Genomic DNA, 18414 nt, shown 5'->3' on the forward strand with positions numbered 1-18414 from the left:
TCATTGACTTGGATCAAGGGAAGGATACATTTCTTTCAGAATTTTCTGAAATTAACGCATCAACCGTCCGGGCCCCGCGGGCGGCGGAGGCAGGAGTGTCATCGCTTCGGGGTAGCACGCAAGAACGAGCCTCAGCCTTCTGTTGCGGAATGAGTTCGTTCATAGTCGCAAAGGCTTAGCAACGATGTGGTTCGCTTCCGCCACATTCCGGAGTGACCTCGATGCCCAATGATGCCCTGACGGTCTTTATTTCCCGGCTCGATTTCGCCTGGATCACGACCTTCCACATCATCTATCCGCCGCTGACTATCGGCCTCGCCATCCTGCTCTTCTGCGCGGAATGGCGCTGGGTCGCGACCAACGACGAAGCCTGGTATCGCATCGTTCGCTTCTTCGAACGGCTGTTCATCGTGAACTTCGCCGCGGGCGTGGCCACCGGCATCACCATGGAGATGGCCTTCGGCATTCTCTACGGCCCCTTCTCCCAGGCGGCCGGCCCCTTCTTCGGCCAAGTGCTGGGCTACGAGACCATCACCGCCTTCATGTATGAGGCGGGATTCATCGGCCTGATGATCTTCGGCTGGGGCAAGATCAGCCGCGGCATGCACCTTTTCGCGACCTTCAACGTCGCCCTCTCCTCGTCGCTCTCGGCGATGTGGATTCTCGACGCCAACTCCTGGATGCAGACGCCCGCCGGCGTGGAGCTGAAGAACGGCGTCTTCCAGGTGACGGACTGGGTCGCGGCACTGCTCAACCCCGACGTCTGGCTCGGCTTCCCGCATATGCTGATCGCGGCCGTCGAACTCGCGCTCTGCTTCGTCATCGCGGTCTCGGCCTGGTTCGTGCTGACGAAGAAGCATGTCGCCCTGTTCCAGCGGCCGCTGAAATTCGCGGTGCTCGCCCTCGTCGTCATCGCGCCGCTGCAGGTCTATCTGGGGGACGGCCTCGGCCTCACGGTCTCCGATGCGCAGCCCGCGGCCCTGGCCGCCATGGAAGGCCATTATAACACCTACAATCCCGATGGATCGGTGGATAACAGCTGGAAGGTGATCGGCTGGCCCAATGCCAAGGGTGACGGTATGGCCTGGTCCATGAGCATTCCGCACGTGCTGAGCCTGCTCGAAACCCATAGCTGGAACGGCAAGGTAGAAGGGCTGAACAGCTTCCCGCCCGCCGACCGGCCGCCCGTGGTCGTGCCCTTCTACGCCTTCCGCGTCATGGTGGCGGCGGGCGGCGCGCTGATGCTCTTCGCCTTCTGGGGCCTGTGGCTGTTCCTGCGTGGCCGCTTTTCCGTCGCGCGGATCACCGAGAACCGGCTCTTCCTCGGGGCCGCCATCCTTTGCGGCTTCCTGCCCTACCTCGGCATCTGGTGCGGCTGGTGGGTGCGCGAAGTGGGGCGGCAGCCCTGGGTCGTCTACGGCCTGATGCGCACGGAGCAGGGCGTCAGCCACATGGATCTGACCTCCGCCATCCTCTGGCTGCTCGGCTACATGTATTTCGAGCTCATCGTCTGGGGCAGTACCTGGTATTTCTTCGCCAAGGTGATGCGCCGCGGGCCTGACCTCAAAAGCCCCGTGGCTTACGGCGGCAACCAGCATCTCGGCGAGTTCGACGACCGCGCGAAGGGCGAGGCGCCCCCCTATGTTCGCCCCATCTGACCCGCATCCGTACGCACACCGTATCCTGGCCGGAGAACCAACATGGACGGGCTGAGCCACATCCAATCCATCGTCACCTTCGCATGGTGGATCGCGCTCGATCTCAGCGTGCTCCTCTACGTCCTGCTGGACGGCGCCGACCTCGGCGCCGGGGTCTTCTCCCTCTTCGTGCGCAGCCATCACGAGCGGGGCGCGATCATGTCGGCCATGGCCGGCACCTGGGACGCCAATGAGACCTGGCTGATCGTGGCCGGCGGCGTGCTCTTCGGCACCTTCCCCTTCGTCTACGGCTCCGCCTTCAGCTACCTGATGGTGCCGCTCGCCCTCGCCCTCTGGGGCATGATCACCCGGGCGCTCGCCCTCGAATTCCGCCATCTGGCCGAGACGCCGTGGCAGCGCTTCTCCGACATCTGCTTCGGCGTCTCGAGCCTCGTCGTCGCCTTCTTCGGCGGCATGGCGGTGGGCGCGCTGCTGCACGGCTATCCGCTGACGAATACGCCGGGCGTGGTGCAGACCTATGTGGGTGGCTCCTTCCGCTTCATCTCGCCCTTCAGCATCTGGACCGGCGTCGCCTCCGTCATCGCCGTCACCCTCGCCGGCGTGCTGTTCATCCGGGCGCGTTTCGAACATGGCGAGCCAATCCGCGAGCAAGCCGCGCAGTGGACGGATTTTATCTTCTACCTCGCTCTCGGCGCGGTCGCGGTCACGGTCGTCGTCAATGCCCTGATCTTCCCCTGGGCGGCCGCGAAGTGGTTCGGCCCGCATTTCTGGGCCTGGGGGCTGGTGCTGCTCGCCGTCGTCTTCGTCGCCTTCCGCATGCGCCGGGCGGTGCGGGCGGACCGGGACGTTGCCGCCATCCTGTGGTTCAACCTCGCCTTCGCCATCATGGCGGTGGCGATGATGGTCACGGTCTATCCATGGATCGTGCCCGGCACATGGACGATCTACACCGGCGCGAGCCCGGCCGTGTCCCTCTTCACCTTCACCCTCGCCATGGGCGGCTTCTTCCCGGTGATGCTGATGTACAACGCCTATCAGATCTGGGTGTTCCGGGCCCGCATCTCGGCCCTCGCCGCCTATCACTGATCACTCCGAGGCCGCGCGCGGCCTCCAAGGTGTGCCATGACCACTCATAGAGAGCCCATGCCGCGCGCGGTCACCCGCGCGCTGGACGGCTGGCTGCGCCGCCAGTCCACGCTTGCCAAGCGGCCACTGCGTCTTGCCATCCTTCTCGGCGCCACCGGCGGCCTTCTGCTGGTGCCGGAAGCCTGGGCCTTGGCCCATGCGGTGACAGCCGTGGTCTTTCACGGCCAGCCGCTGGCGGCCGTCCTGCCTGCCCTCGGCCTACTGCTCGGCCTCGCTCTGCTGCGCGCCCTGCTGTCGCATGCGACGGCGCGCGCCGCCATGGCCGCGAGCCTGCGCGTGAAGGCAGAGGTGCGGCGCGCCCTTCATGCCAAGCTCACCGCCCTCGGGCCGCGGTTTCTCGGCACGCAGCGCAGCGGCGACATCGCCCATCTGCTGGTGGAAGGGGTGGACGCGCTCGACAACTACTATGCCGCCTATCTGCCGCAGATGGCGGTGGCCGCCTTCCTGCCCGTGGCCCTGCTCGCCTTCGTCTTGCCGACGGACTGGATTTCCGGCGTCATCATGATGATCGGCGCGCCGCTCATTCCGATCTTCATGATCCTCATCGGCCGCGGCACGGAAAAGCTCAATCAGCAGCAATGGCGGCGCCTCGCTTTGATGAGCGCGCATTTCTTCGACGTGGTGGAAGGGCTTTCCACGCTGAAGCTCTTCGGCGCCAGCCGCGACGCCGCAACGCTGATTGGCCGCATCTCGAATGACTATCGCGAAAGCACGATGCGCGTTCTGCGGGTCGCTTTCCTCTCCTCCCTCGTACTCGAATTCTTCACGACGCTCGGCGTCGCCATGATCGCGGTCTTCGTGGGCTTCCGGCTCTATTACGGGGAACTCGCCTTCATGCCGGGTTTCTTCGTTCTGCTGCTGGCGCCGGAATTCTTCCGCCCGCTGCGCGCCATGGGCACGCAGTATCACGCGCGGATGGAGGCGATCGCCGCTTCCGAGCGGATCGTGGCTCTGCTGGAGACACCCGAGCCTGCAACCCGACCAAGCGGGGAAACCGCCCCCCTGGCGAGCGGCGTGATCACGCTCACCGGCGTCTCCTTCGCCTACCGGGAGGGAGAGCCCGCGCTGCGCGACGTAAGCCTCTCTCTCGGCCGTGGAGAGCGGCTGGCCCTCGTCGGGCCGAGCGGCTCCGGCAAGAGCACGGTCGCCCGCCTGCTGCTCGGCCTCGGCCAACCGGATACGGGGCGTATCACCGTCGGCGGGATTGATCTCGCCACCATCCCACGCGAGGCCTGGTTCGCCCGCGTTTCCTGGATGCCGCAGCGGCCGACGCTCTTCGCCGGCACGCTCGCCGAGAACATCCGCCTGGGCGCACCCGAGGCCCGCATGGACGCGGTGATCCGCGCCGCCGAGATGGCCGAGGCGGACGGTTTCATCCGCCGTCTGCCACAGGGCTACGAAACGGTGGTGGGGGAGCGCGGCCAGGGCCTGTCGGGCGGTGAAATCCGCCGCATCGCCTTGGCCCGCGCCCTGCTCAAGCCGGCCGATCTTCTGGTCTTGGACGAGGCGGAGGCGAGCCTCGACGAAGCGACGGCCGCGCGCATCCGCGCCAATCTCGCCCGGCTCGAGCGCGACACTGCCGTGCTGCTCATCGCGCATCGGCTGGAAAGTGCGGAGACCGCCGACCGTATCCTGGTGCTGCGCGACGGGCGCATCGTCGAGCAGGGCACGCCTGCGGCGCTGCTGGGTCGCGCCGGGGACTATGCCACCATGCACAGCCTCTATCACGAAGGAGCGGTGTGATGCGCGATCTCCTGCGGCTGCTGCGTCTGCTCGGCCCCGGCTGGCGCTGGCAGGCGCTCGGCATCCTGCTCGGCATCCTCGTCATTCTCACCAATGTCGGTCTGCTGGCCCTCTCCGGCTGGTTCATCGCCGGCATGGGGCTCGCCGGGCTCGGCCTGATGCGCATCGAAATCTTCGTGCCGGCGGCCGCCATCCGCGCCCTCGCCATCGCCCGCACGGTCGGCCGCTATCTGGAGCGGCTGGTGACGCATGAGGCGACGCTGCGCCTACTGTCGGACCTGCGCGTCTGGTTCTATGCGCATCTCGAGCCGCTGGCGCCCGCGCGGTTGCAGACGCATCGCAGCGGTGACCTGCTGAGCCGCATCCGCGCGGATATCGACAGTCTCGACAATTTCTATCTGCGCGTGCTGGCGCCGAGCGTCACCGCGCTCGTCTGCCTGCTGCTGGTGACCGGCTTTCTCGCACGCTTTTCCTGGAGCGTGGCCCTGGTCGATGCCGCGGGCCTGCTTCTGGCGGGGCTTGGCCTGCCCATCCTCGCCTTTCGTGCCGGGCGCCGCCCCGGTGCCGCCGCCGTCGCCCTGCGCGGCAGCCTGCGCGCGGACATCGCCGATACCGTCCGCGGCTTCGAGGAGTTGCAGGTCTTCGGCGCGCTGGCACGCCAGACGGCGCGGCATGAGGCGGGATACGCCACGCTGTCCGGCCTGCAGCGGCAAGAGACGCGGGTGGAAGCCGCGGCCGGTGGCGCCACGCTTCTGCTCGTTCAGGGGACGATGGTTGCGGCGCTCCTCATCGCGGTGCCGCTGGTCCATGCGCGGTCCCTCCCCGGCCCCGATCTCGCGATGATCGCGCTGCTGGTGCTGGCGAGCTTCGAGTCGGTCAGCGCCCTACCCGGCGCCTATCGCGCGCTGGGTCAGACCCTCGCGGCGGCGCGCCGCATCTTCGCGATCGTCGATACGCAGCCCGCCGTGCAGGAGCCGGCCTCACCCCTTGCCCTTCCGCCAAGCTTCGACATCACCTTTCAGGATGTCTCCCTGCGGTATGAGGCGGCGGATGCCTGGGCTCTCCGCCATGTGAGCTTCCACATCCCGTCGGGTGGCGCGCTTGGCGTGATCGGGCCCAGCGGTTCCGGCAAAACGAGTCTTGCCAATCTTCTTCTGCGCTTCTGGGAGTGTCAGGAAGGCCGCATCCTGCTCGGGGGCGTGCCCATCAATGCTCTCTTCGGCGAAAGCCTGCGCGCCGCCTGCGCGACCGTTGCGCAGCAGACGCATCTTTTCAACACCAGCATTCGGGAGAACCTTCGCATCGCGCGCCCAGACGCGACCGACGCCGAGATGGAGGAGGCTCTGCGCGACGCCGGCATTCTGGATGAAGTCCGCGCCATGCCGGAGGGGTTGGGCACCATGGTGGGCGAAATGGGCACGCGTCTCTCCGGCGGCCAGGCACGGCGCATCGCCATCGCCCGCGCCTTCCTCAAAAACGCCCCCATCCTCATCCTGGACGAACCCACCGAGGGGCTGGACGCCGCCTCCGAACATCTGGTGGCGGACGCCATCAGCAGGCTGATGCAGGGGCGGACGACGCTGCTGATCAGTCATCGAGGCCAGGCATTGCGTGCGCTCGACCGAGTGATCACGCTTCATGAAGGGCGCGTGGTGCCAGGCTGACAATCCCGCGAGGGCTCTGCAACGGCTGTCCCGTCCGGCCCACCTTCTCTCTGCGGACAATTCATCGGAGAGCCGAGCATGCCCACTGCCCATATCGATGTCGCCGCCGAAGAGAAGCCGAAGGCGGGTGAGAAATTCACCATCAGCAAACAGGAGAACAGCGAGTTGCTGGGCCTTCTGGATGACGGCCGCAGCTTCCGCTTCAAACAGCCGAGCAAGACGGAAGAAGACTATGAGGAAGCGCATCGCATCCTCACCGTCGTGAGCTTTGATCTCGATCGCACCCGGGAGGGCGAGCCCCGCCTCGTCGGCGCACTCGATTATTCGGAGTAGGCCCGCCGGTCAGTGTGCATCGGCGGGCGGCTTCGTAGCCGGTGCCACGCGACGCATGAAGAAGACCAGTGGCGTTGCGATCGCAAAAGCCGCCATGATCGCAAGAAAAGCATCCGCATAGGCCATTGTGGAGGCTTGTGCGTAGGTGATGTCGTGCAGCCTTTGCAAAGCGGCGGCGTGGCCCGCGACGGGTGAGCCGAGCGTTTCGGTGAAATGCCGCGTCAACCCTTGAAGCATCGTCTCCATCGGCACGTTCGCCGGGGTCAATGTCGAGGCGATATCGAGGAAATGGGCGTTGGTGCGGCTGTTCAGGATCGCCCCACAGATCGCGATGCCAACTGCGCCGCCGAGGTTGCGCATCATGTTGAAGAGCCCGCTCGCATATTTCAGCCGCTCGGGCGGTAGGCTGCCCAGGCCCAGCGTCACAGCGGGGGCGACCGCGAAGACCTGCGGAAAGCCGCGAATGAGCTGCGGCACCAACAGTTGGTCCGCCCCCCATTCGCTGGTGATGAGGCTGAAGCTCCACATGGAAAGGCCGAAGCAGGCGAGCCCCGCCATCATCAGCCAGCGCCCGTCGATCCTTTTCGCGAGGAAGATATAGACCGGCACGCCCGCGAGGGAGCCGACGCCTGTGGAAAACACCGCGAGCCCCGTCTGCCAAGCGGAAAAGCCGCGCACGTAGCCGAGGAAGAGCGGCGTCAGGTAGATCGTCGCGAAAATGCCGATGCCGGTGGTGAAGGACAGGATGCAGCCGAGCAGGAAGTTCCGGTTCGTCAGCGCCCGCAGATCCACGACGGGATGCACATAAGTCAAGCTGCGCGCGACGAAGAGTAGGCCACTCACGCCGGAAATGGCGGCGCAGGTTCGTATGGTCTCGTCGCCGAACCAGTTCCATCGCGTTCCCTCCTCCAGCACATATTCGAGCGTGCCGAGAAAGACCGCCATCAACACGATGCCGGGATAATCGGCGTCCCGCAGCAGGCGCAGATCCGCGCGGTCGATGTCGACGAGGAGTGCGACGCCTGCCGCCACCAGCAGGCCCGGCACGAGGTTAACGTAAAAGAGCCAGTGCCAGTTCAGCGCATCGGTGATCCAGCCGCCGATAACGGGGCCGAGCGTCGGCGCCACGGAGGCAATGGTGCCAACCACGGCCGCCGCATAGACCCGCCGCGGTCCCTGAAAATAATGGAAAGACGAGGTGAAGACCGTCGGGATCATCGAGGCGCCGAGCAGCCCCTGCAGCGCGCGGAAGACGATCATGCTGCCGATGTTCCAGGACAGGCCGCAGAGCATCGAGGCCAGGGTGAAGCCGAGGGCGGAGGCGGTGAAGAGCCAGCGCGTGGAAAAGACGCGGGTGAGCCAGCCCGAGAGCGGGATCATGATGATCTCGGCAATCAGATAGGCCGTCTGCACCCAGGCGATCTGATCCTGCGCCGCCGACAGGCCACCGCCGATGTCCTGCAGCGATGAGGCGACGATCTGAATATCAAGCAGCGCGATGAACATGCCGACGCACATGATCGCGAAAGGGACGATGCCCCTCACGCCAGGCGCAGGTCCGGCGGCGCTCATGACGCGGGGCCGCGTACGCCCCGCGTATCGACGGAGGCGGTGACGGAGAGGCCCGCGCGCAGCAGACCGAGCCGCGCATCGGCTGGGTCCAGCAAGATGCGGACGGGCACGCGCTGCACGATCTTGGTGAAATTGCCGGTGGCGTTCTGCGGCGGAATGACGCTGAAGACGGCGCCCGTCGCGGGCGCCAGGCTGCCGACATGGCCGTGGAAGACGCGGCCGGGCAGCACGTCCGCCACGATCCGCGCGGGCTCGCCCGGCTGCATGCGGGCGAGATCATTTTCCTTGAAATTCGCATCCACCCAGAGGCCATCGGCGGGCACGACGGAGAGCAGGTTGGTACCGGCCGTGACATAGGCGCCTCTCTGCGCCGAGCGGTTCCCGACATAGCCGTCCACCGGCGCGTCGATCTCCGTATAGCCCAGGTTGAGCTGCGCCGTGCGGAGATCGGCCTCTGCCTGGCGCACGGTTGCTTGGGCCGTCGTGATCTGCGTGCCGATCAGGGCGAGCTGCTGCATCGCCGCCGTCTGTTTCGCCTCCGCGGCTGCGACACGCGCCTGCGCCGTCTGCACGGCGGCGAGGGCACGCTCGGAATCCTGCCGCGATCCTGCGTCGGTCTGGGCGAGCGTGCGATAGCGCTTGGCATCGGCCACGGCGAAGACCGCCTCGGCGCGAGAAGCGGCGAGATCCGCACCGGCTTCGGCCAGCACTGAGCCTTGCAGGCGCTGCTGGGCGACGAGCGTCGCGACCGCGGCTTCGCGCTCGGCGAGGACGGCGCGGGCATGGTCCAGCGCCGCCGTGAAATCCGCGGAATCGATGCGCAGCAGCGGCTGGCCGGCATGGACGAACTGATTGTCCTGCACGAGGACGGCCGAGACGAAGCCCGAGACGTGCGGGGAGATCGGTGTCACGTCGCCGCCGACATAGGCGTCGTTAGTCGACATCACGAAGCGGCCGACATGCCACCAGTTGTTGCCATACCAAGCGCCACCGGCAAGCGCCGCGAGGCCCAGAAGGCCGAAGACGACGGCGCGCGGCCGCAGCCGGTGGCGTGGCTCGCGAACGGTCTGATCGGGTGCGAGACCGCCCACCCGAACGGCGGGGGTGCCGCTCATGCCACTTCTCCCCTCACCGCCGCGTAGCGTCGGCGGATCTGCTCACCGGCGGCAGGCCCGGGTGCCGAGCGATAGACGGGTCCCGCGAGAGCGCTGCCCGTTGCCCGGTCCACCAGCACGGGCTCCACGGTGCGGCCGGTCGCGGCCTCCGTCACCACCACGCTCGCGCCTTCGGGGGCAAGGTGGCGGTTGCCCCAGGCGAGCAGCGCCCAGAGCACGGGCTGGAAATCCCGCCCCGCCTCGGTCGGCACGTATTCGTAGCGCGCCGGCCGCTCCTGGTAGCGCCGTCGCTCCAGCAGGCCGCTTTCCACCAGGCCGGTGAGCCGGCGGGTGAGCATGTTCGGCGCGATGCCCAGGCTCTTTTCGAACTGATCGAACCGCGTGAGGCCCTGAAGGGCGTCGCGCAGGATCAGGATGCTCCACCACTCGCCGACATGCTCCAGGCTGCGGGCGATCGGGCAGGAGGCGGCGGCGAGGCTCTTGTGGCGCATGACGTTACTTTCATCTTGAAAGCCTCCCCTGGCCTACGCCTGATACTTTCATTATGCAAGTGACTAGCTCCGCTCCTCCCACAGGGGGGCCATGCTGCGGCGAGCGCGCGATGTCGCAGGATCGCAATCGCGACTAACTTGCAATTGCAACTCAGCCCGGATAAGCAACCGGCATCCCCTCTGGAGAGGCGGCCTTGCCGCCGTGACACGACATGCTGGCTACCTTCGTCATCGGGTTGCGGGAGGGCCTCGAAGCCGCCCTCATCGTCGGCATCATCGCCGCCTTCCTGCGCAACAACGGGCGCAGCCTGGCCGCCATGTGGTGGGGTGTCGGCCTCGCCATGGTGCTGTCCCTCGCCGTCGGCATCGGGCTCGACCTCGTCGAGCAGGCCCTGCCCCAGGCGGCGCAGGAGGGGATGGAAACCGTCATCGGCGGCATCGCCATCTTCTTCGTCACCGGCATGATCGCCTGGATGAACACCCACGCCCGCAACATGAAGCGCGAGCTGGAAGCGCAAGCCGCGGAGGCGCTGAGCCATCGCGGGGCCTTCGCCCTGGCCGCCATGGCCTTCCTCGCCGTGCTGAAAGAGGGGTTCGAGACCGCGGTCTTCCTGCTCGCCACCTTCTCTGCCGCGCAATCCGCCGCCCTCGCTGCCAGCGGCGCGGTGCTCGGCATCCTGCTCGCCATCCTCATCGGTTGGGGCATCTATCTCGGCGGGGTGAAGATCAACCTCTCCCGCTTCTTCCGCGTCACCGGTGCCTTCCTCATCCTGGTGGCCGCGGGACTCGTGATCTCCGCGCTGCGCACGGCGCATGAGGCCGGATGGCTCAATGCCGGCCAGCAGATGACGGTCAACCTCTCCTGGCTGGTGGCACCGGGCACCGTGCAATCGGCCCTGATCACCGGCGTGCTGGGCATGCCCACCGACCCGCGTCTGGTCGAACTGCTGGGCTGGTTCGCCTATCTCATCCCGGTCTCGCTCTACGTCTATTGGCCGCAGAAGCACCGCCCCTCAGCCCGGGGTGCCCGCCGCCTGCGCCTTGCCATCGGCGCCGGGCTGATCCTGGCCGCAGCCCTTCTCGCCGGGCTCTATCCGGTGCCGCAGCCGGCCCTGCCGCAAGCCGCCCCCCTCGCCCAGGGTGGCACGGCGCAGTTCGCCGCCGCCGAGCAAGGCCGCGCCGGCACGCTGCTCGTGACGCAGGCCGATGGCCGCAAGCAGAGCCTGCCCCTGCCTGCCGCCCGCGCAGTGACCGAAACCCATGACGGCGTGGCCGGCCGCGCCTGGCATCTCGATGCGACGACGACACCCGCCGAGGCGCCCGCCACCCTCACCCTCGATGCGGTGGTGCAATTGGCCGGCCGCATTCCCATGGGGCTGAACGCTGCGCAGCATCCTGGCCCCTACCAGGCGCGCTGGACGCAGCAGACCTCGACCCATGTCTGGGTGGCCGACGGCGTTCTGCAGGATGCGCGGCAAAGCACCACCACCATTCTCGCGCTATCCGGCAGCGGCCTCGCGAGCCCCCGCATCGTGAGCCTGCGCGGCGATGCCGCGGCGAAGGCGAGCTGGGCCGTCTCTCCCGCCTATGCCGCCGAGGCCGCCGCCGCCCTCCAGGCCCTGCCGCGGGCGCGCGGCGAACGCCGCTTCTGGGCCGTCCAACTGCCCGTTCTCCTCGCTCTCGCCGGCCTTCTCACCCTTTTCCTGGCGGCCATCCGGCCCGCCCACGCCCCCCGCCTGTCTGACCGACGCAGCTCCACGAAGGAATCGCCGTATGCCGCTGAATAACCTGGCCCGCCCTGCCCTCGCCGCCCTCGGCCTCGGCTTGGCACTGGCCGCCACCACCGCGCTCTCCCCGGTCGCTCGCGCGCAATCCGTGGCCCCGGTGAAGGACGGCGCCTCCCAGGTCGCCATCACCCTGACCGGCGACAATGGCGGCACCTGCACGCTGGACCATGACAGCGCCAAGGCCGGACCCATCACCTTCACGGTGACGAACAAGACCGCGACCGGCATCACCGAGGTGGAGATTCAGAACGACAACCGCATCCTCGGAGAGAAGGAGAATCTCGCACCGGGCCTGCCCGCCGTCTCCCTCACCCTCACCCTCGGCGGTGGCCGCTACCAGCTGTACTGCCCTGGCGCCTCGAAGGAGCTCACCACCTTCACCGTCACCGGCCAGGCGGCGGCGCAGGCCACTGGCACCGCCGCCCAGCTGCTGCAGCAGGGCGCCCAGGAGTATGCGGAGTATGTGAACGGCATTGCCGACGCGATGGTGACGGCGGTCGGCACGCTGAAGGCCGACATCGACGCGGGCAATCTGGAGAAGGCGCGCGCCGAATATCCCGTAGCGCGGCCCTTCTACGAGCGCATCGAATCCGACGTCGACGGCTTCATCCTTCCCGGCTTCAAGGCGACGGACAATGCCGGCAACCTCGACTATCTGATCGACATGCGCGCCTCCAACCTCGACCCGAAGGTGGGCTGGCACGGCTTCCACCTGCTGGAGCGCGATCTGTTCCAGGACGGCAAGATCACCGACCAGACCAAGGCGACGGCGGCTGAGCTGCAGAAGAACGTCGAACTGCTCGCGAAGCTGGTGCGCGGCCTCAGCTACAAGCCGGAAGACCTCGCCAACGGCGCGGCCGATCTGCTGGAAGAGGTGCAGTCCACCAAGATCAGCGGCGAGGAAGAAGCCTTCAGCCATTACGACCTGGTGGATTTCGCGGGCAATGTGGAAGGCGCCCAGCAGGCCTTCGCCTATCTCGAACCCGGCATGAAGAAGATCGACCCGGACCTGACCGCGCGGGTACAGGCTGAATTCGCCAAGGTGAACGCCATCCTCGATACCTATCGCGACGCGAAGGTGCCGGGCGGCTACCTTGTCTACACGACCGACATCAAGCAGGCGGACGGTGCGAAGCTGAGCCGCGCCATCCAGCAGCTGCAGGAGCCGCTGTCCAAGATCGCGGCCAAGGTCGCAACCGCAGGGGCCGCGAGCAACTGAGCATGGTCGACCGCAAGAACCAGGGTGGCGGCTGCCCCTTCTCGCGCCGCGGCATGCTGTTCGGCGCGGCGCTGGGTGCCGTCGGCGCGGTGGGGGGCGCCCTCCCCGCCGCTGCCGGCACCGAGCCGATGAGCGAGGACGTCATCGACCTGTCGATGACGCATCCCTTCTACGGCAGCGGCCCGCAGGCGGGGATCAGCACCCCGCCGCAGCGCTACGTCATGTACATGACCTTCGATCTGACGACGAAGAAGCCGCAGGACCTGCAGGTGCTGCTCGCGCTCTGGTCCTCCGCCATCGCGCAGATGATGAAGGGCGGCACCATCGGCCAGGTGGAGCCGCGCGAGCCCAATGCCGTTGGCATCGACACGGGCGAAGCAATGAACCTCGGCCCCGCTTCGCTGACCGTCACCGTGGGCCTTGGCCCGCGCATCTTCTCGGACAGCTTCGGCTTGGCCCATCAACGGCCGGCGCTGTTGCGCGATCTTCCCGAGCTGCCGAGCGACTCCCTCGACCCTGCACTAACGGGCGGGGATTTGTCGCTGCAGGCCTGTGCCGACGATCCGCAGGTGGCCTATCATGCGGTGCGGGATCTCGCACGCCTCGCCAAGAGCACCGGCGCTGCCTCCACGCGCTGGACGGTGATGGGCTTCGGCCGGGCCTCCGCAGGCCGTGGCCAGTCTACGCCACGCAACCTGCTGGGCTTCAAGGACGGCACGCGCAATCTGCGCACCGACGCCGAGTTCGACGAATTCGTCTGGGTGAAAGACGGCCCGGCCTGGCAGCGCGGCGGCAGCTATCAGGTGGCGCGCAAGATCCAGATGCGGATCGAGAACTGGGATACGGACCGGATCAGCGACCAGAACAACGTCTTCGGACGGCACAAGCTCTCCGGCGCCCCGCTCAGCGGAACGCAGGAATTCGATGCGCCGGATTTCGACAAGAAGACCGCGGATGGCACCTACGCCATTCCATTGACCGCGCATATCCGGCTCGCGTCGCACGAAGGCAACCAGGGCGTTCGGATCCTGCGGCGCTCCTACAACTACACGGACGGGCTGAACCAGTACGGCCAGCTCGACGCCGGGCTGCTCTTCATCTCCTACCAGAAGGACCCGGCGCATTTCATCCAGCTGCAGACGAAGCTGGGAGCAGCGGATGCGTTGAACGAATACATCTCCCACATCGGTTCCGGCATCTTCTTCGTGCCGCCGGCGCCGCAGGAAGGCCATTACATCGCGGAAGCGATGTTCGCCTGAAGGAGATCGAGAGATGCCCGGTCAGCCGGGGGTCTCTCTCTTCTACAACTCACCCCGGCGCGCCAAGGCCTGGATGCGGTCGGCGGTCCGCAGCGACAGCGCCGTGATGGTGAGGGACGGGTTGACGCCGCCCACCGTCGGGAAGACGGAGCCATCGCAAATCCAGAGATTTGGGACATCCCAGCTTCGGCAATCGGCGTCGACCACGCTCGTCTCGCGGCTGGCACCCATCCGGGCGGTGCCCGCAAGATGGTTTGTGTCATTCTCCTGACGGAAGGTCTGCTGCACCCCGGCAAGCTGCATGCTCTGCTCCATCTGGCCCAGGGCGTGTTGGATCAGAGCACGGTCGTTCTCCCCCCAGCTATAGGTGATGCGCGGGATGCGGAGGCCATATTGATCGGTCTCTTCCGCAAGCGTCACCCGGTTACGCTCGTCCGGCAGCATCTCGCCCACCATCTTGACCCCGACGGCATGGTTGTAGCGCTGCATGGCGTCGCGCAGCGGCTGGCCCCATAGGCCGAGGGAGCCGGTGAGGACGGAGGCCCATTCGATCGGCAGCGGCCCTTGGGACATCCAGGCGTAGCCGCCGAAAAAGTCCTTCCGATCCTCATAGTTCCAGTGCTCGGTGATTGCGAGAGACGGTGGCCCCTTGTACCAGCGCACCTGCTCCGGCACCGTGCCGAAAACCGCCTGGTTCGACTGGGTCATGAGATTGCGGCCGACGAGACCGGAGGAATTGGCCAACCCCTCGGGAAAGCAGTCCGTCGCCGAATTGAGCAGCAGACGCGGCGTCTCGATCGCATAGCCTGCAACCACGACGTTCTTCGCCCGCTGGAAATGCCATTGCCCCTGGCGATGATAATGCACGCCGCGCGCGCGGCCGTCCGGTCCCATCTCGATCTTCCCCACCATGGCCAGATCGCGAATTTCCGCCCCTGCCTTGATGCCGCGGGGAATGAAGGTGACAAGCTGGCTCTGCTTCGCATTGGTGGAGCAGCCGAAACGACAGAAGCCACGATAGACACAGGGCGGCGAATCCCCCCGCGGGGCGGAGACGGTGGCGAGTGGCGTGGGTGACCAGGCATAGCCCTGCGCCTCTGCGCCGCGGGCCAGAACTTCCGCCGCCGCGTTCAGCTCATGCGCGCGATACGGATAGCGAGGGCGCTTCGGCCCCCAGGGGTAGCGGACGGGGCCCGAAATCGCGAGTGCCCGCTCTGCCGCATCGTAGTAGGGCCACATCTCCTGCCAGTCGAGCGGCCAATCCACGCCGTAGCCGAGCTTGGTTCGCGCCTTGAACCACTCAGGGCGAAAGCGCAGCGAGACCATGGCGAAATGGACGGTGCTGCCGCCCACCGCCTTGCCGCTGTTGTTGCCGCCCATGCGCAGCGGATTGGCGCCGTCCACGATCCGCTGATCTGTCCAATAGAGCTGATCCTGCGTCACTTCGTCGGAGGCGAACTCCTCGAGCGGGCGGAAATAGGGGCCGGCATCGAAGCCCACGACGGTGAAGCCCTGTTCGGCTAGGCGGGCGATGAGCGGTCCTCCCCCCGCGCCCGTCCCGACCACGACGAAATCGACCTCCTCCGTCTCGGCGTATTGGCGCATGGGCACCCAGGCGCCTGGCTTGAACACATTCGGGGCGCGGCCCTGCGTCGCCCGAGGTTCGGACAGCGCATCAACCGACATGGGCATTCTCCCACCGCGCCCATTCCTCGCGCCCGGGATCGGCTTCAGCCGCCTCCCAGGGGTCACGCCGGTTGGCGCCCATGCGCACGTAGCCTCGCGGGCTCGCGGGCCCGCCGAAGCCGATCTCGGACCAGGCTGCGGGGTGCGCGTAGTAGAAGGTCGTGGCATCGACCAGAAGACGGTGGGCGAAGAACGCGGCGGAGGACATGTCGCCCCAGGCGCCGCCGCAGAGCGCGCCGCGCTGGCAGGCGGTGAGGATCTGATCCTGCTCGCCTGCGTCCAGCGCCACGAAGGCGCGGCCATGGCGCGCCTGCGCCGTCTCCTCCAAGCCCGCGAGGCCGCGGCGATAGCATTCCCCCTGTTCCGGCATCTGCGCCAGACGGTAGCCGTCGATCTTCTTCTCGAAGAGCTTTTGGTCGATATAGGCCGCAATCGGCACGGGCGGCCGGTGCTTCGGCTGCGGCACCAGACGGTCCACCGTCGCCTCTAGAATGGCGAAAAGCTCCGGCGCGAGGAAGCGCGGCTCCCGCGGCACGGCAAGCCGGTGATTGATCACCTCGCGCGTCTTGTCGTTCCAGGACGGCGACAGGCGCTTCGCCATGACGTCATAGCCGGGAAAGAGATCGCGTTCAGGCATCGTGCGTATCCTCCATCAGGCCGAGGGCTGCGAGACCCGCGAGTGCGAGCCCGGCGAAGCTGGGCGGCGCCGGGAGGGGCGGACCGTTGAGGACGGTCTGACGCCAGTTGCGCCATCCACCCATGTTGCGGCCGACGCCCACCGCATGGAAGCCACAGCCGAGAAAGCCGAGCAGCGCCGTGAAGCGCAGCCACCAGCGCGTCAGCGGCCGCTTCCGACCCGCCTTCCCGGCGGCGCTCGCCGCGAGCATCGCGGCCGCCGCGGGCGGCGCCGTAACGGGCAGATACATGAAGGGGTTGTGATAGGCGCCGCGGAAATGCAGAAGACCGGCCTCGCCCACCGTGCCAAGAAGACCGAGACTGGTCATCGCGCCCAGCACCCGGCCCGCGGGCAGGCCCAGGATCGTAGGATCATCATCGGTTGCGTTGTTGCGCAGGCGCTCAGACAGGAAGCCGAGAAGGCCGGACAGCGTCAGCGCGGCGGGCGCGCCGATCGGCGCCTGATAGAAGAGATTTTGCCAGGTGATGCCGCCGGGCTTCTTCGCGACGTTGTAGAGGTGAAAGCCCGTCCCCACGAGGCCGGTGAGGCCGGCCGCCGCATAGACCACATCGCGCAGGATATGCGCGCCACGCCCCTTGTCCTGATGACCATGCACGCTCACCGCGATCGACAGCGCCGATGTGATGAGCGGCGTGACCATGGCTTTGTTATGAAAGGAGCCGCGATAATGCTCGATGGCGCTGTCGGCGAGGACGGAGAGCGCGAGGGTACCCGCCGCCCGGTTGAGCCGCTGGGCCGAGCGCACGACGGTCTTGCGGTCGACGGGGGGCATGGCGGCAGGTTTGACGAGGGCAAGCGCGCGGCGGGAAACATTCGCCTCCGGGTCAGCCGGTGCCTTCCCCATGGCGAGGGCAAGGCCGCCGAGAACGGTGGCGCCGCCGAGCAGCGCGAGCGCGACCGCAACCTCGCCGGTTGGTCTTTCAACACTCATGGACGTCTCCTCAGGCGGCGTAGCGTTCGGCGACCGAGCGCTTCAGCGCCAGCCCGTGTCCGGGCCGGGTCATGTCAGGCGCGATGAAGCCGTCTTTCGGCACGGGCGCGCCGTCAAACAGCATGTGTTCGATCCGCACGTGGTCATGGAACCATTCGAGGTGGCGAAACCGTTCCACGGCGCAGGCGGCGTGCAGGTGCAGTGCCGGCGCACAATGCCCCGACAGGTCGCGATGATGAGCGGCAGTCATCGCCGCAATGTCGAGAAAGCCGGTGATGCCCTCGCAGCGGGTGATGTCCGCCTGCTGCACGTCCGTCGCATGCGCCGCGAGCATCGCCCGCGCGTCGTCTTCGTTGTAGACGTATTCGCCCGCCGCGATCTCGACCTGTGGCGGGGCCGCGGCGCGCACGGCGCCGAGCCCGGCCAGATCATCCGAAGAGACGGGTTCTTCCATCCAGCGGATGTCGGCGCAGTCGGCGAAGAGGTGCGTGTAATGCAAAGCATCCCGCGGCGTGAAGGCGCCGTTTGCATCGACGAGCAGCTTCGTCCCGTCCCCGATGGCGCGCCGCGCAACCGCGACCCGGGCCGGATCGCGCGCCGGATCCGAACCGATCTTCATCTTGACCGCACGACAGCCGTCCTGCTCGACCCAGCCGGCCAGCTGGTCGCGCAGGGTGGCGTCGTCATAGGAGGTGAAGCCGCCGCTGCCGTAGATTTCGACCCGGTCCCGCGCGCGGCCGAGAAGGCTCGCGAGCGGCAGGCCGAGTATGCGTGCCTTGAGATCCCAAAGCGCGGTGTCGATTGCGGCAATAGCGCAGGCGGCGATCCCGGAGCGGCCGATGTTGCGGACCGCCCCCCGCAGCTTGATCCAGATGCTGCGGACATCCATTGCATCCGCATGGGTAACGAGGGGGCCGAGCTTGCCGTTGATGAGGGTGGCGGCCGCGGACTCGGCGTAGGTATAGCCGAGCCCGGTGTGACCGGCGGCGGAGACTTCCACCACGATGATGGTCGTCGAGGTCCAGGAAAAGGTGCCGTCTGCCTCGGGCTGGTCCGTCGGCACCGTGAAGGCACGGGCCGTCAGCCCCGTGATCATGCATTCCTTCGCCATCG

At 67.2% G+C, this 18414-nt stretch carries 15 protein-coding genes; 8 read left to right on the plus strand and 7 right to left on the minus strand.

The annotated features are described in order from the left end of the window. Positions 1-221: 221 nt before the first annotated feature. From ACYQ6W_RS05680 to ACYQ6W_RS05700, 5 genes are all read left to right on the plus strand, one after another. Positions 222-1658 carry a cytochrome ubiquinol oxidase subunit I gene (locus tag ACYQ6W_RS05680; protein WP_459674108.1) on the plus strand — a complete coding sequence of 479 codons (1437 nt, stop codon included), beginning with the start codon at positions 222-224 and terminating at the stop codon, positions 1656-1658. A gap of 42 nt (positions 1659-1700) precedes the next feature. Next, complete coding sequence (locus tag ACYQ6W_RS05685) at positions 1701-2744, plus strand: cytochrome d ubiquinol oxidase subunit II (RefSeq protein ID WP_459674109.1); 1044 nt, start codon at positions 1701-1703, stop codon at positions 2742-2744. A gap of 36 nt (positions 2745-2780) precedes the next feature. Beyond that, entirely contained in the window at positions 2781-4547 is a 1767-nt protein-coding gene (cydD, locus tag ACYQ6W_RS05690; protein WP_459674110.1) for a thiol reductant ABC exporter subunit CydD, read from the plus strand. Then, positions 4547-6211, plus strand: a complete 1665-nt coding sequence (cydC, locus tag ACYQ6W_RS05695) for a thiol reductant ABC exporter subunit CydC (RefSeq protein ID WP_459674111.1) — start codon at positions 4547-4549, stop codon at positions 6209-6211. Before cydD ends, cydC begins: the two co-directional genes overlap by 1 nt. 78 nt (positions 6212-6289) lie before the next feature. Next, on the plus strand, positions 6290-6544 hold the full coding sequence (locus ACYQ6W_RS05700) for a hypothetical protein (RefSeq protein WP_459674113.1): 255 nt from the start codon (positions 6290-6292) through the stop codon (positions 6542-6544). A gap of 9 nt (positions 6545-6553) precedes the next feature. Here ACYQ6W_RS05700 and ACYQ6W_RS05705 read toward each other — a convergent pair whose 3' ends face one another. Genes ACYQ6W_RS05705 through ACYQ6W_RS05715 form a run of 3 tightly spaced genes read right to left on the minus strand, consistent with a single transcriptional unit; the run spans position 6554 to position 9722 of the window. Beyond that, complete coding sequence (locus tag ACYQ6W_RS05705; RefSeq protein WP_459674114.1) at positions 6554-8089, minus strand: MDR family MFS transporter; 1536 nt, start codon at positions 8087-8089, stop codon at positions 6554-6556. A gap of 23 nt (positions 8090-8112) precedes the next feature. Next, a complete protein-coding gene (locus ACYQ6W_RS05710) occupies positions 8113-9231 on the minus strand; it encodes an HlyD family secretion protein (protein WP_459674115.1) in 1119 nt (372 codons plus the stop codon). Further along, complete coding sequence (locus tag ACYQ6W_RS05715; protein WP_459674116.1) at positions 9228-9722, minus strand: winged helix-turn-helix transcriptional regulator; 495 nt, start codon at positions 9720-9722, stop codon at positions 9228-9230. The genes ACYQ6W_RS05710 and ACYQ6W_RS05715 overlap by 4 nt, the downstream gene beginning before the upstream one ends. Before the next feature lie 212 nt (positions 9723-9934). Here ACYQ6W_RS05715 and efeU point away from each other — a divergent pair, with 212 nt between their 5' ends. Genes efeU through efeB form a run of 3 tightly spaced genes read left to right on the plus strand, consistent with a single transcriptional unit; the run spans position 9935 to position 13987 of the window. Then, positions 9935-11509, plus strand: a complete 1575-nt coding sequence (efeU, locus tag ACYQ6W_RS05720) for an iron uptake transporter permease EfeU (protein ID WP_459674117.1) — start codon at positions 9935-9937, stop codon at positions 11507-11509. Continuing rightward, positions 11496-12728 carry an iron uptake system protein EfeO gene (efeO, locus tag ACYQ6W_RS05725; RefSeq protein WP_459674119.1) on the plus strand — a complete coding sequence of 411 codons (1233 nt, stop codon included), beginning with the start codon at positions 11496-11498 and terminating at the stop codon, positions 12726-12728. The genes efeU and efeO overlap by 14 nt, the downstream gene beginning before the upstream one ends. Before the next feature lie 2 nt (positions 12729-12730). Next, a complete protein-coding gene (efeB, locus tag ACYQ6W_RS05730; RefSeq protein WP_459674120.1) occupies positions 12731-13987 on the plus strand; it encodes an iron uptake transporter deferrochelatase/peroxidase subunit in 1257 nt (418 codons plus the stop codon). A 42-nt stretch (positions 13988-14029) separates the two neighbouring features. On the opposite strand, the gene ACYQ6W_RS05735 is transcribed toward efeB, so the two are convergent. Genes ACYQ6W_RS05735 through ACYQ6W_RS05750 form a run of 4 tightly spaced genes read right to left on the minus strand, consistent with a single transcriptional unit; the run spans position 14030 to position 18412 of the window. Then, positions 14030-15673: a GMC family oxidoreductase gene (locus ACYQ6W_RS05735; RefSeq protein ID WP_459674121.1), complete on the minus strand. Its 1644-nt coding sequence runs from the start codon at positions 15671-15673 to the stop codon at positions 14030-14032. Then, positions 15663-16310, minus strand: coding sequence for a gluconate 2-dehydrogenase subunit 3 family protein (locus tag ACYQ6W_RS05740; RefSeq protein ID WP_459674122.1), 648 nt, complete (start codon positions 16308-16310; stop codon positions 15663-15665). Before ACYQ6W_RS05740 ends, ACYQ6W_RS05735 begins: the two co-directional genes overlap by 11 nt. Further along, positions 16303-17301 carry a hypothetical protein gene (locus ACYQ6W_RS05745; RefSeq protein WP_459674123.1) on the minus strand — a complete coding sequence of 333 codons (999 nt, stop codon included), beginning with the start codon at positions 17299-17301 and terminating at the stop codon, positions 16303-16305. Before ACYQ6W_RS05745 ends, ACYQ6W_RS05740 begins: the two co-directional genes overlap by 8 nt. A gap of 10 nt (positions 17302-17311) precedes the next feature. Next, positions 17312-18412: an enolase C-terminal domain-like protein gene (locus tag ACYQ6W_RS05750; RefSeq protein WP_459674124.1), complete on the minus strand. Its 1101-nt coding sequence runs from the start codon at positions 18410-18412 to the stop codon at positions 17312-17314. Positions 18413-18414 lie beyond the last annotated feature (2 nt).

This window comes from Acidisoma sp. 7E03 (genome assembly GCF_054665075.1).

Bases quoted from the DNA above. Each gene is read 5' to 3' on its own strand.
- ACYQ6W_RS05680 (WP_459674108.1), top strand. From the start codon at position 222: ATGCCCAATGATGCCCTGACGGTCTTTATTTCCCGGCTCGATTTCGCC.
- ACYQ6W_RS05685 (WP_459674109.1), top strand. From the start codon at position 1,701: ATGGACGGGCTGAGCCACATCCAATCCATCGTCACCTTCGCATGGTGG.
- cydD (WP_459674110.1), top strand. From the start codon at position 2,781: ATGACCACTCATAGAGAGCCCATGCCGCGCGCGGTCACCCGCGCGCTG.
- cydC (WP_459674111.1), top strand. From the start codon at position 4,547: ATGCGCGATCTCCTGCGGCTGCTGCGTCTGCTCGGCCCCGGCTGGCGC.
- ACYQ6W_RS05700 (WP_459674113.1), top strand. From the start codon at position 6,290: ATGCCCACTGCCCATATCGATGTCGCCGCCGAAGAGAAGCCGAAGGCG.
- ACYQ6W_RS05710 (WP_459674115.1), bottom strand. From the start codon at position 9,231: ATGAGCGGCACCCCCGCCGTTCGGGTGGGCGGTCTCGCACCCGATCAG.
- ACYQ6W_RS05715 (WP_459674116.1), bottom strand. From the start codon at position 9,722: ATGCGCCACAAGAGCCTCGCCGCCGCCTCCTGCCCGATCGCCCGCAGC.
- efeU (WP_459674117.1), top strand. From the start codon at position 9,935: ATGCTGGCTACCTTCGTCATCGGGTTGCGGGAGGGCCTCGAAGCCGCC.
- efeO (WP_459674119.1), top strand. From the start codon at position 11,496: ATGCCGCTGAATAACCTGGCCCGCCCTGCCCTCGCCGCCCTCGGCCTC.
- efeB (WP_459674120.1), top strand. From the start codon at position 12,731: ATGGTCGACCGCAAGAACCAGGGTGGCGGCTGCCCCTTCTCGCGCCGC.
- ACYQ6W_RS05735 (WP_459674121.1), bottom strand. From the start codon at position 15,673: ATGTCGGTTGATGCGCTGTCCGAACCTCGGGCGACGCAGGGCCGCGCC.
- ACYQ6W_RS05740 (WP_459674122.1), bottom strand. From the start codon at position 16,310: ATGCCTGAACGCGATCTCTTTCCCGGCTATGACGTCATGGCGAAGCGC.
- ACYQ6W_RS05745 (WP_459674123.1), bottom strand. From the start codon at position 17,301: ATGAGTGTTGAAAGACCAACCGGCGAGGTTGCGGTCGCGCTCGCGCTG.
- ACYQ6W_RS05750 (WP_459674124.1), bottom strand. From the start codon at position 18,412: ATGGCGAAGGAATGCATGATCACGGGGCTGACGGCCCGTGCCTTCACG.